This is a genomic window from Streptomyces sp. NPDC058295, assembly GCF_042880655.1.
Taxonomy (GTDB): Bacteria; Actinomycetota; Actinomycetes; order Streptomycetales; family Streptomycetaceae; genus Streptomyces; species Streptomyces coriariae.
In genome coordinates this window covers 185,136-200,087 of sequence record NZ_JBHVYO010000009.1, presented here as the reverse complement: position 1 = coordinate 200,087, position 14,952 = coordinate 185,136, and the positions used below count along the sequence as shown (strand labels likewise).

General features: G+C 71.1%; 18 protein-coding genes. 17 read left to right on the top strand and 1 reads right to left on the bottom strand.

All coding sequences use genetic code 11. The features are described 5' to 3' along the window. Positions 1-114: 114 nt before the first annotated feature. From ACFVYS_RS12520 to ACFVYS_RS12455, 14 genes are all read left to right on the top strand, one after another. A complete protein-coding gene (locus ACFVYS_RS12520; protein ID WP_389501385.1) occupies positions 115-987 on the top strand; it encodes a hypothetical protein in 873 nt (290 codons plus the stop codon). A gap of 107 nt (positions 988-1,094) precedes the next feature. Continuing rightward, a complete protein-coding gene (cpaB, locus tag ACFVYS_RS12515; RefSeq protein ID WP_389501383.1) occupies positions 1,095-1,802 on the top strand; it encodes a Flp pilus assembly protein CpaB in 708 nt (235 codons plus the stop codon). A 13-nt stretch (positions 1,803-1,815) separates the two neighbouring features. Further along, complete coding sequence (locus ACFVYS_RS12510; RefSeq protein WP_389501381.1) at positions 1,816-3,069, top strand: CpaE family protein; 1,254 nt, start codon at positions 1,816-1,818, stop codon at positions 3,067-3,069. A gap of 5 nt (positions 3,070-3,074) precedes the next feature. Then, a complete protein-coding gene (locus tag ACFVYS_RS12505; RefSeq protein ID WP_389501379.1) occupies positions 3,075-3,458 on the top strand; it encodes a TadE/TadG family type IV pilus assembly protein in 384 nt (127 codons plus the stop codon). Between the two features lies 1 nt (position 3,459). Next, positions 3,460-3,831, top strand: coding sequence for a TadE/TadG family type IV pilus assembly protein (locus ACFVYS_RS12500; RefSeq protein ID WP_389501377.1), 372 nt, complete (start codon positions 3,460-3,462; stop codon positions 3,829-3,831). 16 nt (positions 3,832-3,847) lie between these two features. Continuing rightward, complete coding sequence (locus ACFVYS_RS12495; protein WP_389501375.1) at positions 3,848-5,185, top strand: CpaF family protein; 1,338 nt, start codon at positions 3,848-3,850, stop codon at positions 5,183-5,185. A gap of 5 nt (positions 5,186-5,190) precedes the next feature. After that, positions 5,191-6,135, top strand: coding sequence for a type II secretion system F family protein (locus ACFVYS_RS12490; protein WP_389501456.1), 945 nt, complete (start codon positions 5,191-5,193; stop codon positions 6,133-6,135). A gap of 18 nt (positions 6,136-6,153) precedes the next feature. Beyond that, positions 6,154-7,041: a DUF5936 domain-containing protein gene (locus ACFVYS_RS12485; RefSeq protein ID WP_389501373.1), complete on the top strand. Its 888-nt coding sequence runs from the start codon at positions 6,154-6,156 to the stop codon at positions 7,039-7,041. Between the two features lie 9 nt (positions 7,042-7,050). Continuing rightward, positions 7,051-8,484 (top strand): sensor histidine kinase, encoded by a 1,434-nt coding sequence (locus ACFVYS_RS12480; RefSeq protein WP_389501371.1) that lies wholly within the window; start codon positions 7,051-7,053, stop codon positions 8,482-8,484. Beyond that, positions 8,484-9,275 (top strand): response regulator, encoded by a 792-nt coding sequence (locus ACFVYS_RS12475; protein WP_389501369.1) that lies wholly within the window; start codon positions 8,484-8,486, stop codon positions 9,273-9,275. Before ACFVYS_RS12480 ends, ACFVYS_RS12475 begins: the two co-directional genes overlap by 1 nt. Before the next feature lie 120 nt (positions 9,276-9,395). Continuing rightward, complete coding sequence (locus ACFVYS_RS12470; RefSeq protein WP_020128040.1) at positions 9,396-9,632, top strand: Flp family type IVb pilin; 237 nt, start codon at positions 9,396-9,398, stop codon at positions 9,630-9,632. A 62-nt stretch (positions 9,633-9,694) separates the two neighbouring features. Continuing rightward, positions 9,695-10,270 (top strand): pilus assembly protein TadG-related protein, encoded by a 576-nt coding sequence (locus ACFVYS_RS12465; protein ID WP_389501367.1) that lies wholly within the window; start codon positions 9,695-9,697, stop codon positions 10,268-10,270. 34 nt (positions 10,271-10,304) lie between these two features. Next, a complete protein-coding gene (locus ACFVYS_RS12460; RefSeq protein WP_389501365.1) occupies positions 10,305-10,886 on the top strand; it encodes a hypothetical protein in 582 nt (193 codons plus the stop codon). A gap of 7 nt (positions 10,887-10,893) precedes the next feature. Next, positions 10,894-11,511 carry an OmpA family protein gene (locus tag ACFVYS_RS12455; protein ID WP_389501364.1) on the top strand — a complete coding sequence of 206 codons (618 nt, stop codon included), beginning with the start codon at positions 10,894-10,896 and terminating at the stop codon, positions 11,509-11,511. On the opposite strand, the gene ACFVYS_RS12450 is transcribed toward ACFVYS_RS12455, so the two are convergent. Next, entirely contained in the window at positions 11,486-11,893 is a 408-nt protein-coding gene (locus tag ACFVYS_RS12450; RefSeq protein WP_389501362.1) for a DUF192 domain-containing protein, read from the bottom strand. The two genes, ACFVYS_RS12455 and ACFVYS_RS12450, sit on opposite strands and share 26 nt — an antisense overlap. 90 nt (positions 11,894-11,983) lie before the next feature. On the opposite strand from ACFVYS_RS12450, the gene ACFVYS_RS12445 reads away from it, so the two are divergent. From ACFVYS_RS12445 to ACFVYS_RS12435, 3 genes are all read left to right on the top strand, one after another. Continuing rightward, positions 11,984-12,544: a dihydrofolate reductase family protein gene (locus tag ACFVYS_RS12445; RefSeq protein WP_389501360.1), complete on the top strand. Its 561-nt coding sequence runs from the start codon at positions 11,984-11,986 to the stop codon at positions 12,542-12,544. A gap of 53 nt (positions 12,545-12,597) precedes the next feature. Beyond that, positions 12,598-13,413 (top strand): class I SAM-dependent methyltransferase, encoded by an 816-nt coding sequence (locus ACFVYS_RS12440; protein ID WP_389501358.1) that lies wholly within the window; start codon positions 12,598-12,600, stop codon positions 13,411-13,413. 638 nt (positions 13,414-14,051) lie between these two features. Continuing rightward, on the top strand, positions 14,052-14,825 hold the full coding sequence (locus ACFVYS_RS12435; RefSeq protein ID WP_389501356.1) for an isoprenyl transferase: 774 nt from the start codon (positions 14,052-14,054) through the stop codon (positions 14,823-14,825). The last annotated feature ends 127 nt before the right edge of the window (positions 14,826-14,952 follow it).

Here is a 14,952-nt window from a genome sequence, read left to right as displayed (position 1 = left end):
TGTTCTCCGGCCACAGAGGCGTGGATACAGTGCTGAGGTAGTCACGCAATGAAGTCACCCCGGTGCACCGGAGTAACGCCGGTGGGCCGGACCGCGGGAATCGGGGAGCTGCGCGTGCCAACAGCCATTGCCGTGACCGGAGCCGATCTGGCGCTGCCGCCGCAGGATGAACGCACCCTGCCCGCCACCGTGCTCGCCGACCTCGACCGGCAGCCGCTGGACCATGCCCTCGCCGCCGTCCAGGCCCTCGTCGACCAGTACGGACACGTGATCGTCGTGTACTCGCGGTCCGCCCCCGGCGCCGTCGAGCAGCGCCTGCACACCATCCGCTCCCTCCTGGAGAGCGACCGCATCGCGCTCTTCCGCCCCGACCTCCCGCCGCTCGCGACGGCCGTCCTCGCCCGCCAGCTGCGACAGCTGGCCTCCTGCGACCTCGGCCCCGGCGTCCTCGCCGCCGCGGGCCGGCTGCTCACCCACTACCTCCACGCGGGCGCCCTGCTCGGCTCGGTCGCCCGCCTCGACCGGGTGCCCGTGGTCGGCCTGACATCGCATGCCAGGTCATGGGTTCCGGGTAGTCAGTTCGGTGTGCTCGCCCACCCGCAGCCCGAACTCGTCAAGGCCACCCCCGAAACGGTGCTGCCCGGACCGGAGTTCGGCACCTGGCTGCTCGTCGCCCGCGGGCAGTTGCAGTCCGACTGGGTCACCGAGGTCCTCGCCCCCGCCTGGAAGGTCCAGGGGCTGCGCGAGACGCACCTGCCCGCCGAGTCCGCCGACTGGTGGGGCACCGGCAAGGTGATCGAGTTCTGCGCCTACCTGCCCGACCTGTCGGTCCTCTACCAGCTGGTCACGTCGGTGCGGCAGAGCGTCTGCCACTGGTGCGGCATCGACGTCATCGGCGACCGCTGCGTCTTCTGCTCCGCCACCCCGCCGCCCGCCTCCGACCTCACCGCCCGCCCCGCCGCCCGCGCGCTCACCGCGGGCGACTGAACCAGCCCGACCGCACCAGATCGACCGCACCAGCCCGACCGAACCAGCTCGACCTGTACGCCCGTTCCCGTCCGCTCGACCCGACCCCCAACGAGGTTGTACGGCCCATGAACTCCCGTCAGCGCCGCGGCGTGATTCTCCTGCTCCTGTCGGTCCTGTGCGCCCTCGGCGCGTTCGCCGGCGTCCTCTCCGTCATCGACGACGTGAAGTCCAAGGTCGGCCCCGAGGTCACGGCGTACGAGCTGCGCTCCGACGTGGCGCCCTACACCACCCTGAACGCGGGCCAGTTCAAGAAGATCGAGATGCCGGAGCGCTGGCTGTCGGAGAACGCGGTCACCGACCTCGCCGCCATCCGCGGCAAGATCGCCGTGACGACGCTGAAGAAGGGCTCCCTGCTCCAGAGCGACATGATCGTCGACCAGCCCGCGCTCCAACCGGGCCAGCAGGAGGTCGCCATCATGATCGACGCGGCCACCGGTGTCGCCGGCAAGATCACCCCGGGGTCGTCCGTCAACGTGTACGCCACCTTCGAGGGTGCCCGGGAGAGCGACCCCGACCAGTCGAAGATCATCGTGACGAACGCCCGGGTCCTCGACGTGGGCGAACTGACCGCCCTGGAGCCGGACGAGAACAACCGCGGCCAGTCGCCCACCGACGCGGTCCCCATCACCTTCGCGCTGTCCACGCTCGACGCCCAGCGCATCACCTACGCCGAGTCCTTCGCCAAGCGCGTCCGCCTCGCCCTCGTCGCGCCCGGCGGCGACACCACGGTCCCCGACCAGGACCGTACCTACGAACTCGTCACGGACAAGTGAGAGGCCGCCGCCCATGCCCACGAGGATCCTCCCGGCCGTCGGCGACGCGGACGCGGTCCGTTCCCTCACCACCCTGCTCAGCCAGCTCCCGGACGCCGAACCGGTCGCCCCGGTCTCCGACTCCACCCAGCTCGTGGACACCCTCGCCCGGCTCGCCGCCGAGTCGGTCGACGAACTGCCCGAGGTCGTCGTCGTCCACGAACGCATCGGCCCCGTACCGGCGCTGGAGCTGGTCCGGGAGGTCGCCCTGCGGTTTCCCGCGGTCGGCGTCATCCTCGTCACCACCGACGTGGGGCCCGGCCTCTTCGCCGCCGCCATGGACTCCGGCGCCCGCGGCCTGGTCACCCTCCCACTGAGCTACGAGGACCTCGCGAACCGCGTCCAGGCCGTCGCCCAGTGGTCGGTCGGCGTACGGCGCCATCTCGGGCACGGGGCCGACGTGTTCACCGGTGTCGGCGGCACCGTCGTCACGGTCAGCGGTGCCAAGGGAGGCGTGGGCACCACCCTCACGGCCGTACAGCTCGCCCTCGCCGCCCAGGCGTCCGGCCGCCCCACCGCCCTCGTCGACCTCGACCTCCAGTCCGGTGATGTCGCCTCCTACCTGGACGTCCAGTTCCGCCGCTCGGTCGTCGACCTGGCCGCCATCACCGACCTCTCGCCCCGCATCCTCGCCGAGGCCGTCTTCCGGCACGACACCGGCGTGGCCCTGCTCCTCGCCCCGGCCGAGGGCGAACGCGGCGAGGAGGTCACCGACCGTGCCGCCCGCCAGATCATCGGCGCCCTGCGCTCCCGCTACGAGGTCGTCGTCGTCGACTGCGGCGCCCAGCTGAGCGGCGCGGGCGCGGCCGCCGTCGAACTGGCCGAGCGGGCCCTGCTCGTCACCACCCCGGACGTCGTCGCCGTGCGCGGCGCCAAACGCACCGTGCGCATGTGGGACCGGCTCCAGATCCGCAAGGCCGAGGAGACGACCGTCGTCGTCAACCGCCACACCCGGAGTACGGAGATCCAGCCCCCGCTCATCCAGAAGATCACCGGCACGGCGATCGCCGCGACCACGGTCCCCGCCAACTTCCGTGAACTCCAGGCCGCGGTCGACGCCGGCCGGGTGCACGCCCTCGACGGCAAGGGCACCGTCCGGCAGGCCCTGTGGGCGCTCGCGGCCGAACTGGGGCTGGTCAAGGCCCCGGAGACGGCCCTCGTGCGCAGGTCCGGCGGACGGGCGCGCGGGGACCGGGGCGCGGCCGGGTTCCGGCGGCGGAGGGAGTGAACGGCATGTGGGGACATCGGGCACGCGACCGGGGCCAGGTCACCATCGAGTTCCTCGGCATGACACCGCTGATCATCGTGACCTTGGTGGTGGTGTGGCAGTTCGTCCTCGTGGGGTACACGTTCACGCTCGCGGGGCATGCTGCCGACGAGGCGGTGCGGGCGGGGACGGCGGCCCCTCCGGGGGAGCGGCTCGAGGCGTGCCGGCAGGCGGGCCTGGACAAGCTCGGGGACGCGTGGAAGGGGAACGCCGTGGTGGAGTGCGGCGGCAGCGGCTATGTCACGGCGGACGTCTCCCTCAAGGTCCCGGTCCTCTTCCCCGGCACCATCGACTTCCCGTTCACGGTGCACGGTCACGCGGGCGCCGTCGAGGAAGAGGACGGCGACTGAGATGGCCCACGGACGCCGCGCACGCGCGGGAGCACGCTCCCGGGACCGGGGCCAAGCGGCCCTGGAGTACCTGGGGTTCCTGCCCCTCCTGCTGCTGGTCGCGCTGGGTGCCGTACAGCTCGGCCTGATCGCGTACGCGGCACAGCAGGCGGGCACGGCGGCCAGGACCGGAGCCCGCAGCGCCTCTCTCGACGAGGACTACGGCGCCGACTGCGAGCGGGCGGTGAGCAGTTGGCTGGACGTGAGCTGCAGCGCGGCCGGCCTGGGCGACGAGGTCCGGGTCACCTCCACCGTCACCATCCCGTCCGTCATTCCCGGCATCGGGGACTTCGGTCAGGCCCACAAGACGGCCACGATGCCGGTCGACCACTGAGGGAAGGGCATCCGACATGAGCCTGCGGGCACGCATCACCTCCCCCGAGGAGAACGGCGGCCGGGGCGAGGACGGCCACCTGGTGACCTCCTACCGCGCCAAGCTGCTGGAGGAGATCGACCTCGCCGAGATGAGCTCGCTGGCCGCCGCCGAGCGCCGGGCGCGGCTGGAGCGGGTCCTCGGACACATCATCAGCCGCGAGGGCCCCGTCCTGTCCACGGTGGAACGCTCACAGCTGATCCGCCGGGTGGTCGACGAGGCACTGGGCCTGGGCATCCTGGAGCCGCTCCTCGAGGACGCGTCGATCACCGAGATCATGGTGAACGGCCCCGACGCGATCTTCGTCGAACGGGGCGGCAGGGTGGAACAACTCCCCATCCGCTTCGCGTCGAACGACCAGCTGATGCAGACGATCGAACGCATCGTCTCCACCGTCAACCGCCGCGTCGACGAGACGAACCCGATGGTCGACGCGCGGCTGCCGTCGGGCGAACGGGTCAACGTCATCATCCCCCCGCTGTCGCTGACCGGCCCCACCCTCACCATCCGCCGCTTCCCACGGTCCTTCACCCTCCACGAGCTGATCGGCTTCGGCTCGCTGGACGAGCAGATGCTGTACCTGCTGGCCGGTCTCGTGCAGGCCAAGTTCAACGTGATCGTCTCGGGCGCCACGGGCACCGGCAAGACGACGCTGCTGAACGCGCTCTCCGGCCTGATCCCGGACGGCGAACGCATCATCACCATCGAGGACTCGGCGGAACTCCAGCTCCAGCAGTCGCACGTGATCCGCCTGGAGTCCCGGCCCCCGAACGTCGAGGGCAACGGCCGCATCACCATCCGCGACCTGGTCCGCAACTCCCTGCGGATGCGCCCGGACCGGATCGTGGTCGGCGAGGTCCGGGGCGGCGAGTCGCTCGACATGCTCCAGGCGATGTCGACCGGCCACGACGGCTCCCTGGCCACGGTCCACGCCAACAGCGCCGAGGACGCCCTGATGCGCCTGCAGACCCTCGCGTCGATGTCGGACGTCGAGATCCCCTTCGTCGCGCTGCACGACCAGATCAACAGCGCGGTGGACGTCGTCGTCCAGCTCACCCGCTTCGCCGACGGCGCCCGCCGCATCACCGAGATAGCCGTGCTGGACAGCCACGGCGGAGAGCCGTACCGGCTGGCGACGATCGCCCGCTTCAACGCCCAGCCGATGGCCGCCGACGGCCGCGTCTACGGCGCCTTCGAGTACTTCCCCCTCCCACGCCGCACCGCGGACCGCCTGTACATGGCGAGCCAGCCGATCCCGCAGGCGTTCGGGGTGGCGCGCGCGGCACACGAACTGACGACAAGGGAAGCCCGGTGACGCTGATGGACCTCGAGACCCTGATCACCCTCACCACCGGCGGAACCGTCCTGACCTGCGCCTTGGCCGTCGCGGGCCTGCACGCGTACGCACAGGGCCACGCCCGCCGGGCGGAGCTGGTGGAGCGCCTGTCCTACACCGGCCAGCTCCCCGGCACCGGCCGCCGACGCCGCTTCCGCACCCTGGACCGCCGCCTGCGCCGTACGCGGACGGGCCGCAGGCTGGAGCTGAAACTGGCGGCGACCGGCCTGGACGTGACCCCCGGCGAGTTCTTCGTCTACATGCTGGCGGCGGTGGCCGGCCTGTGGCTGATCGGCCAGGCCACCCTCGCCCCCTTCTTCGGCCCGATCGCCGGCCTCCTGGGCGTCTGGGCGGCCTGGCAGTTCCTCAACTGGCAACGCCAGAAACGCATCGAGAAGTTCATCAACCAACTCCCCGAACTGGCCCGCATCCTGGCCAACGCCACCCACGCCGGCCTGGCGCTGCGCACCGCGATCGGCATGGCGGCGGAGGAACTGGAGGCCCCGGCGGGCGAGGAACTCGCCAGGGTCGCCAACCAGTTGGCGGTCGGGCACTCCATGGACGACGCCCTGGGCGAGCTCGCCGACCGGCTCCCCTCCCGCGAACTGGTCGTCCTCGTCACCACCCTGGTCCTCTCCAACCGGGCCGGCGGCCAGGTCGTCGGCGCCCTGCGCAACCTCACGGAGACCCTGGAGGAACGCAAGGAGACCCGGCGCGAGGTCCGGACCCAGCTGTCGCAGGTGAACATGACGTCCTACGCGGTGCCCGCGCTGGGGGTCGGGGCGTTGTTCCTCATGAACAGCGTCGAGGACGGAACGCTGGACCGCATGACGGGCTCGGCCGTGGGCCAGGCCTGCGTGATCATCGCGTTCGGGCTCTACGCGGTCGGCTTCGTCCTCATCCGCCGTATGTCCCGTATCGACGTCTGAGCAGGAGGTGGCGTAGGGATGGAACTTCTGCTCGCACTCGCCGTGGGCCTCAGCGTCTGGGGCATGTTCGCCGGCATCCGTATGTACCGGGCCGACGTGAAGCTGCCCAGCGACCTCGCGCTGGCCCTGGAGGTCGGCTCGACGCGCACCGGCGCCGTCGGCTCGCTCGTCGACCGCATGGGCATGCGGTACGCCCCCGCCGTCCTGCGGCTGATGGGCCCCAAGCAGGTCAACAGGTACCGGCGCAGGATAGACCTCGCGGGCAACCCGGGCGGCCTGACCATCGACCGCTACGCGGCCCGGCGCGCCGTCTACGGCGCGATCGGCGCCCTCGGCGCGTTCGCCGCGCTGCTCCAGGGCAGCTTCTTCGTCGGGCTGCTCATGCTCGCCTTCGGCGTGTTCTGGTCCGAGGTCGGCATCTGGTCCGCGATCCGGGTCCGCAAGGACGCCATCGAGCGGACCCTGCCGGACTTCCTCGACGTCCTCGCCGTGGTGGTCAGCGCGGGCCTCGGCTTCCGGCAGGCCCTCGACCGGGTGGCGTCCCGCTACGCGGGCCCCTGGGCGGACGAGATCCGCATCACGCTGCGTCAGATGGACCTCGGCGTGAGCCGCCGCGAGGCCTTCCAGGAACTGCGCCGCCGCAACGACTCCGAGCAGGTCGCCATGTTCGTCACGGCGCTCCAGCAGGGCGAGGAACTCGGCGCGCCGATCGTCGACACGCTCGTCTCGATCGCCAAGGACATGCGCCGGACGGACGCGCAGAACGCCCGCCGCAAGGCGGCCCGCGCGGTCCCGAAGGCCACGCTGATGATCACCACGTTCATGGTCCCGGCGACGATGCTCCTCCTCGGCGCGGGGATGCTGCTCGGCTCCGGCACGGACTTCACCTCGATCACGGGCGAGTAGGCGGACGGGATGACGGCCATGACGACGACGAGCGTGACGCCGAGGGCGCGGACGCGCGGCGGAGTGCTGAGGCGCCGCCGCCCGGAGCGGGAGGTCGCCCCGGCACCGGCGGACACCCTGCCGACCGGCACCCGCACCGGCACCGGGACCGGCTCTGCCCCCGAGATGTCGAAGAAGGCCGGGGTGCCGAAAGCCGAGGTGCCGATACTGGAGGACGTCCCTCTTCAGGTCAACGCGCTCCAGGCGATGTGCCGGCAGGTGTTCGGGTTCCGGCTGGCCATGATCGCGGTCGCCGCGCCCGCGGCCCTCCTCAACGCCGCCCCTGGCCTGGGTACCCGCCTGGTGGGCGCGGCCGTCGTCGTCACCTTCATGGGGTCCTACGTCCTGTTCCGCGACTGGGAGCGCTTCGGCCCCCTCCTGCTGCGCCACCCCTCGCTGCTGGCCGTGGACACCCTGTTCGGCACCCTGCTGCTGATCTCGGCGGGGCCGGACACCACGCTCGCCTACGTCAGCGTCTGCACCCCGCTGCTGGCCGGCATCGTCTACGGCTGGCGGGGCGCCGCCTGTTTCGCGTCCCTCCAGTCACTGATCCTGCTGCTGGTCCACGCGACCCTCGTGCAAGAGCCCGGCGTCGGCCTCGCCGAGAGACTGCTGCTGCCGGGCCTCTGCGTCATCACCGGCGCGATGGGCTCGTCGCTGCGCCACCTGATGCTCCGCTTCGGCGCGGCCACCCAGGCCCTGACCGCGGTCAAGGCCCGCCTGGCCGGCACCGAGGCGGTCGCCGCCGAACGCGCCCGACTGGCCCGGGAGATGCACGACTCCGTGGCCAAGACCCTGCACGGGGTGGCCCTCGCCGCGGACGCCCTGGCCCATTCGGCCGGCTCGCCGGGCATGGACCCGGTCATCGTGCGGCAGCACGCCGAGCTGGTCGCCCGCGCCGCGCGCCGCGCCGCCGCCGAGTCCCGCGAACTCCTCACCGACCTCCGCCGGGAGTCGGACCCGGCGCAGGACGTCGACCTCCTGCCCGAACTGGCCGCCCATGCCGACGTGTTCGGGGACCGGACGGGCCTGCCGGTCAGCTACCACGCCTCCGGCGACCGTGCGACGCTCCCCGTCGCGCCCGCGGTGGCCCGCCAGCTCCTCACGATCACCTCCGAGGCCATGGAGAACGCCCACCGCCACGCGGCCCCGACCCATGTGGAGGTGCGAGCGGCCGTGCACGGCGAGCTCCTCATCCTGAGCGTCCGCGACGACGGCCGTGGCCTCCCGCCCGGCGCCACCCTCGAACAGCTGCGCCGCACCGGCCACTTCGGCCTGGTCGGCATGACCGAGCGGGCCGCCTCCGTCGGCGCCCGTATCCGCATCGGCCACGGCCGCGGCTCCCGGGGCACCGAGGTGCGCCTGGAACTCCCACTGGCCGCGCTCACAGAGGAGGTCGTCTGATGCCGGACCGACCGCCCCACCGCCCCGGCGCCGAGCAGCCGCTCTTCCCGCCACCGCCCAGGCCCTGCCCCGTGCGCGTGGTGGTGGCCGACGACAACCCGGTGGTCCGCGCGGGCCTGACCGCCCTGCTCTCCGGACAGGAGGACATCACGGTCGTCGCGCAGGCGGCGGACGGCCGCGAGGCCTACGAGGCGGCCCGCCTGCACCGCCCCGACGTGGTCCTCCTGGACGTCCGCATGCCCGGGGTGGACGGCCTCTCGGCCCTTCCGCACCTGGTACGGATCGCCAGGGTCGTGATGCTGACGTACAGCCACGAGGCCGAGATCGTCCAGGAAGCCCTGCGCGGTGGAGCCGGGGGCTATCTCGTCCACGGGGAGTTCACCGTGGAGGAGTTGGTGTCGGCGGTGCGGGACGTCACCCGGGGCCGGGCGCACTTCACCCCCACGGCGGCGACAGCGGTACTGGCACACCTACGAAGCGATGCGACTGCACACGCCAAAGCGGACCCATCCCCCCTATTTTCAGCGACTTCTACGGAAGCGCTTTCGCAGTTGCAACCAATCGTGAGACAGTCGTCGTCAGTAGTCAGGGCGAGGTTCCAACTCAGCGCGAGGGAGGCGGAGATCATGGACCTCATCGCGTCGGGCATGAACAACCAGCAGATCGCCGCCACCTGCTTCATCAGCGAGAAGACGGTCAAGAACCACATCAACCGCATCTTCGCCAAGCTGCACAGCAGCAGCCGCTCCGAGGCCGCGGCCAAGTGGCTGGGCACGGCGGTGACCTCATGAGACTTTGCCGGACTTCACTTCTGCCCTCCGACTGGGCCCGGGATTGGGCCCAGGGACCCTTCTCCGAGGTGGACACACGGTCATACGTTGCCGGTCACGCCACCGATGGAGAGGAACGCCATGAGCGACCTGCTGCTGAAGACCGCCGTCGCGGCCAGGGTCCGGGTGAGCGGCTGGACGAACACGACGGTGCGGGCCGTACGGCGCCGCGCCGACAACGACAAGGGGCAGACCGCCGTCGAGTACCTGGGCATCATCGCGGTGGTGGTGGCGATCGTGGTCCTGATCGCCAACACGAACCTGGGCCAGACGATCGTCGACAAGCTGAGGGCCCAGATCACCAAGGTGGCCCCCTGACACGACCCCCCAGGCGCACGTACGGCGACGCAGGGCAGGTCTTCCCCATCTACATCACGGTGGTGGCGGGCCTGCTCTTTCTCGCGTTCGCGTACTTCGCGGTCGGCCAGGCAGCGGTGAACCGCAACGGCGCGCAGACGGCCGCCGACGCGGCGGCGCTGGCGGCGGCGCAGGAGACCAGGGACGACCTCGCCGACTTGTGGAAGCTGGACGTCCTGGACCCGACGAAGTGGCAGGACATCTTCGAGGGAAACGGTGGGGACAACGCCTGCTGGCGGGCGGACCAGCTCGCGGCGCTGAACGACGCGGGCAACGTTCAGTGCCTGCCCGAGGGACTCCTGAGCTATCGGGTCACCGTCCAGGCGAACAAGTCGGCGGGCGACTCCGTGATTCCAGAGACGAGCACCACGAAGGCACACGCCACCGCCACCGCCGTGATCGACTCCCTGTGCACGTTCGAAGCGCCGGAACCACCGTCGGGTGAGCCGTCGGGCGAACCGCCGGGTGAGGAGCCGGAGGCCGCCGCGCTGCCCACGCTGACCTGCGAGGACGGGGAGAAGTGGGAGCTGGACCCGGACGATCTCACCGAACTGCCCGGCCCCGAGGACCTCTTCGCCGTCCACCTGGTCACCGACTGACATGCGATCGACGAGTTCAGAAAGAAGCGGAGTGATGAGCATGCGGTTCACCGCGAAAGCCCGCAGGGGGATGGTCGCGCTCGCGGTCGTGACCGGGCTGGCAGTCGGTTCGGCCGCCTGCGGCGGCGGAGGCGACGACGACAAGAAGCCGCAGAGCTCGTCGTCCGCCTCACGAACCGGTGGGTCACAGCCGGACCCGCAGGAGGGTCAGTCGAAGGATCCGATCGCCGAACTGAAGGGTCCGAGCGGGCTGCTCCTCCAGATCACGTCCGCCGTACGCGACTCCGGGGGCTTCGTCACGGTGAACGGCGCCCTGAAGAACGACAGCGGGTCGGAGGCGGTGATCCCGTCCGCCCTGAGCGGCAACGAGACCGAGATCATCAACAATGGGCTCTCCCTCGGCGGCGCGACCCTCGTCGACTCCAAGAGCAAGAAGCGCTACTACGTCCTGCGTGACACCGAAGGCCGTCCCCTCACCACCACAGGCTTCTCGACGCTCAAGGCCGGGGAGGCCATCGACGTCTTCCTTCAGTTCCCCGCGCCCCCGGCGAGCTCGACGGACGTCTCCTTCCAACTCCCGCTGTTCCCCAGCGGGGTCATCAAGATCTCCGGGTGAGGCCGTCATGACCCCACGTCTCACTCTGGCGGTGGCCGCGGCCACCCTCGTGATGGTCGGCATGGCGCCCGCCGCCGAAGCCGACACCACCCCCAGCGTTCCCCCCGGTACCGAGCCCACCGCCACCGCTCCCGTGGAGGTCGACCCCAACGACCCCGACCTCAAGCTCCCCGAGGGCGGCACCCTCGCCGAGCCCAAGGTGCTCGACATCAAGCAGGTCGTCGAGGACGAGGCGGGTGACGAACGCCGGGAGGACACCAACGCGGACGTGACGTTCGCGCTCCAGGCCGAGGTCCTCTTCGGCAAGGACAGCGCGAAGCTCGGCACGGAGGCGAAGTCCCGTATCGCCACGATCGCCGCGGAGATCAAGAAGCAGAACAACACCAGCGTGGTCCGGGTCTTCGGCTTCACGGACAACCTGGGCTCCTCCGCTCACGGCGACGTCCTGTCGAAGCAGCGGGCAGACGCCGTCCAGGCGGAGCTCGCGGGGGACCTGAACGACCCGGGCATCACCTTCGAGGTCCGCGGCTACGGCGAGCAGTACCCCATCTCCGACAACTCCACCGAGGCCGGCCGCAAGAAGAACCGCCGGGTGGAGGTCACGTTCCCGCGTACGGCGAGCTGACCCTCACCTCCACCCGCACCCCCACGCGCAACCCCCACCCCTCCATCGCCCCGGCCGCCGCCTCCAGCACATGCCGGGACCGCGGCCGGGGCAGGCCCAGCCGCCCCGGCCGCATGGTGCGTACGGCGATGATGCGGAGCCGCCGGTCCAGATACGCGACGTCGATCGGCATGCGCATACGAAAGGTGTGCACGCTGCCGGCGGGCGACAGCAGCATCGCCCCGTCCACCGAGTCCCGCCCGAGCAACCCCCGGGTGCGCGCCCGGTAGGAGGCGGCGATCTCCAGGGGCACCCGAAGACCGCCGCCGCCCGCGTCCCCGCCACCCCCGTCCCCGTCGCCCACCACCACGAGTTCTCCCCACCCGTCCCGCCAGCGCGCCATCCCCGTCTCCCCTCGGTCGTGTCGCTACCCTCTGGACCCTCTGGATCCCTCGCACCGTAGCGAGCCGGGACACGAAGAGGGGACCGTCGTATGGGGAAGATCGTCCTGATCATGTCGATGTCCCTCGACGGGTACATCGAGGGCCCGGACCACGACATCTCCTGGCACCAGGTCGACGACGAACTGCACCAGCACTTCAACGACATGGTCCGGGAGCTGGGTGCCCTGCTCAGCGGCCGGACCACGTACGAGCTCATGGCCGGCTACTGGCCGACCGTGGACGCCGACCCGGACACCCCCGCGACGATGGCCGAGTTCGCCGCGCTCTGGCGCGAGAAACCGAAGATCGTGTACTCGCGGACGCTGGAACACGCCGACTGGAACACCACGATCGTCCGGGACGTCGTCCCCTCGGAGGTCGCGCTGCTCAAGGAGCAGGCGGGCGGCGACCTGGGGCTCAGCGGCGCCGACCTGGTCGCCGCGTTCCTGCGCCACGACCTCGTCGACGAACTCCGTGTCTACGTCCACCCGGTCCTCGTCGGCCGGGGCAAACCCCTGTTCCCGCACCCGGACGCGAGCATCCCGACCGTGCTCCGCCTCACCGAGTCCCAGGCGTTCGGCAACGGGGTCGTGCTGCTGCGCTACGCGTGACGGACCGTCGTAAACCGGCGGCACCCCGGCGACGCCTCTGCCACCATCCCCGTATGGACGACAAGGGCCGGGACACCGGTGACGACAGCGACCACGCGGACCCCGCCTTCGAGGCACTGCTCGCCGAAGGGGCCGCCGTCCCCACCGAGGGGTGGGACTTCTCCTGGTTCGAGGGACGGGCCGCCGAGGCGCGGCCGTCCTGGGGGTACGCGATGTCGCTGGCCGGACGGCTGGCGGGCGCGAACTCCGCGCTCGACGTGCAGACCGGGGGAGGGGAGGTCCTGGACTTCGCGCTCGGCCGGGCGGCGCCCAAGGCCCCCGTGCTCACCGTCGCGACCGAGGGCTGGCCGGCGAACGTGGCCAAGGCCACCGCCCTGCTGGGCCCGCGGGGCATCGCGGTCGTCGCGTCCCCGGAGGACGCCCCGCTGCCCTTCGCGGACGCCACCTTCGACCTGGTCGCCAGCAGGCATCCGGTGCGGCCTCTCTGGGAAGAGATCGCCCGCGTGCTCCGGCCCGGCGGCATCTACTTCGCCCAGCACGTCGGTCCGCGCAGCGTCTTCGAGCTCGTCGAGTACTTCCTCGGACCGCAGCCGGTGGAGGTGAGCGGCGCCCGGCATCCCGAGCGCGAGCGTGCCGGGGCGGAGGCGGCGGGGCTGGAGGTCGTCGGGCTGCGGACGGAGCGGCTGCGGGTCGAGTTCCACGACATCGCCGCCGTGGTCCACTTCCTGCGCAAGGTGGTGTGGATGGTCCCGGGCTTCACGGTGGAGGCCTACCGGCCCCGACTCCGCGCCCTGCACGAGCAGATCGAGGCCGAGGGGCCCTTCGTGGCGCACAGCACCCGCCACCTCTTCGAGGCCCGCCGCCCGTAGCGCGGGACTGGCCAGGAACCGCCCTCCGACTCCCCGGGCCCCGACCGGCGCCTCCCGCGCTCCGGATTCTGCCTCCACAGAGTTTCCACATCGTTATCGCGATCGGTTCATATCCCCTGTCGACCTCACGTAAGTTCTCCTCCGGGTAATTCGCGTGCGCAAAGCTGCGTGGACGTCACCGCGCAGTGGAGGGGGCTGCGCGGTGATGCCCGCGTCAAGCGGGCGTTCATGGCCGGGGTAGCCCGACAGAGGGACGTGCGGGCAACTGGCCGACGGTGCCTCAGACTGCTCCGAAACCTCAGCTTTCTCCGGCAGTCGTGCCCATTTCCCTGGGAATCCGTTGTGTTCCGGCCATGAGCCACCCATGAACCACGCACTCCGCGCTCATCGGCGCGTCGCCGGACGACTCCGGAGAGTAGTTGTGGCGTGCCGATGCACGCAGCATCACTTACGAAGGGTTATGGTGGAAACCCCCCCTCGGGCCGGTCCGTCTCCCCCCCACGGACCGGCCCGTTTTTTTGCCCCGGCACAGTCGCCCGGGCGGGGGCGGCGCCTCCCACCCCCGTCAACGGCCCAAGCCCCGCAGGGGTAGGCTGCGCCCCGCGGGGACCACACCGTACGGAGGGGCTGACAATCACGTGAACCTGCGCGACAAGCTGCGCGGCCTTCTGGTCAGGCTGTACGCACGCCGGGTGGAAGGTCACCTGGACCACGCTCAGGTGCCGAAGCACATCGGCGTCATCATGGACGGCAACCGACGCTGGGCGAAGGCCTCGGGTTCCACCACCGTGCACGGTCACCGCGCCGGTGCGGAGAAGATCGAGGAGTTCCTCGGCTGGTGCTCCGAGACGGACGTCGAGGTCGTCACCCTCTGGCTGCTGTCGACGGACAACCTCGACCGCCCCGACGACGAACTCGTCCCGCTCCTCGGCATCATCGAGGACGTCGTCCGCACCCTCGCCGCCGACGGCCGCTGGCGCGTCCACCACGTCGGCACCCCCGACATCCTCCCCTCCCATGTGCAGACCGCGTTGAAGGTCGCCGAGGAGTCCACCTCCCACGTGGACGGGATACTGGTCAACGTCGCCATCGGTTACGGCGGCCGCCAGGAGATCGCCGACGCGGTGCGCTCGATGATCGTGGACGCGGCGGACCGGGGGACCTCGATGGAGGACCTCGCCGACTCCGTGAGCGTGGACCTGATCAGCCGCCACCTCTACACCGGCGCCCAGCCCGACCCCGACCTGGTGATCCGTACCAGCGGCGAGCAGCGGTTGTCCGGATTCATGCTGTGGCAGACGGCCCATGCGGAGTACTACTTCTGCGAGGTCTTCTGGCCGGCCTTCCGCAAGGTCGACTTCCTGCGGGCCCTGCGCGACTACGCGGCCCGCCACCGCCGTTACGGCGGCTGAGGCACAAAGTCGGCGGACGCCCTTCAAGGGCGTCCCGTGTACCCCGTTTGGGGCGGAAGTAACGAGGAGTTCACCGGCGCGCCGTCATATGCCGTGGCATGGCGGCGCCTGTTCGAGGGCATAAGCC

What these genes read in the sequence shown, in the direction of transcription:
- ACFVYS_RS12460 (WP_389501365.1), top strand. Translation starts at nt 10,305, where the DNA reads ATGAGCATGCGGTTCACCGCGAAAGCCCGCAGGGGGATGGTCGCGCTC.
- ACFVYS_RS12485 (WP_389501373.1), top strand. Translation starts at nt 6,154, where the DNA reads ATGGAACTTCTGCTCGCACTCGCCGTGGGCCTCAGCGTCTGGGGCATG.
- ACFVYS_RS12495 (WP_389501375.1), top strand. Translation starts at nt 3,848, where the DNA reads ATGAGCCTGCGGGCACGCATCACCTCCCCCGAGGAGAACGGCGGCCGG.
- ACFVYS_RS12450 (WP_389501362.1), bottom strand. Translation starts at nt 11,893, where the DNA reads ATGGCGCGCTGGCGGGACGGGTGGGGAGAACTCGTGGTGGTGGGCGAC.
- ACFVYS_RS12475 (WP_389501369.1), top strand. Translation starts at nt 8,484, where the DNA reads ATGCCGGACCGACCGCCCCACCGCCCCGGCGCCGAGCAGCCGCTCTTC.
- ACFVYS_RS12455 (WP_389501364.1), top strand. Translation starts at nt 10,894, where the DNA reads ATGACCCCACGTCTCACTCTGGCGGTGGCCGCGGCCACCCTCGTGATG.
- ACFVYS_RS12505 (WP_389501379.1), top strand. Translation starts at nt 3,075, where the DNA reads ATGTGGGGACATCGGGCACGCGACCGGGGCCAGGTCACCATCGAGTTC.
- ACFVYS_RS12510 (WP_389501381.1), top strand. Translation starts at nt 1,816, where the DNA reads ATGCCCACGAGGATCCTCCCGGCCGTCGGCGACGCGGACGCGGTCCGT.
- ACFVYS_RS12470 (WP_020128040.1), top strand. Translation starts at nt 9,396, where the DNA reads ATGAGCGACCTGCTGCTGAAGACCGCCGTCGCGGCCAGGGTCCGGGTG.
- ACFVYS_RS12500 (WP_389501377.1), top strand. Translation starts at nt 3,460, where the DNA reads ATGGCCCACGGACGCCGCGCACGCGCGGGAGCACGCTCCCGGGACCGG.
- ACFVYS_RS12440 (WP_389501358.1), top strand. Translation starts at nt 12,598, where the DNA reads ATGGACGACAAGGGCCGGGACACCGGTGACGACAGCGACCACGCGGAC.
- ACFVYS_RS12490 (WP_389501456.1), top strand. Translation starts at nt 5,191, where the DNA reads ATGGACCTCGAGACCCTGATCACCCTCACCACCGGCGGAACCGTCCTG.
- ACFVYS_RS12480 (WP_389501371.1), top strand. Translation starts at nt 7,051, where the DNA reads ATGACGGCCATGACGACGACGAGCGTGACGCCGAGGGCGCGGACGCGC.
- ACFVYS_RS12445 (WP_389501360.1), top strand. Translation starts at nt 11,984, where the DNA reads ATGGGGAAGATCGTCCTGATCATGTCGATGTCCCTCGACGGGTACATC.
- cpaB (WP_389501383.1), top strand. Translation starts at nt 1,095, where the DNA reads ATGAACTCCCGTCAGCGCCGCGGCGTGATTCTCCTGCTCCTGTCGGTC.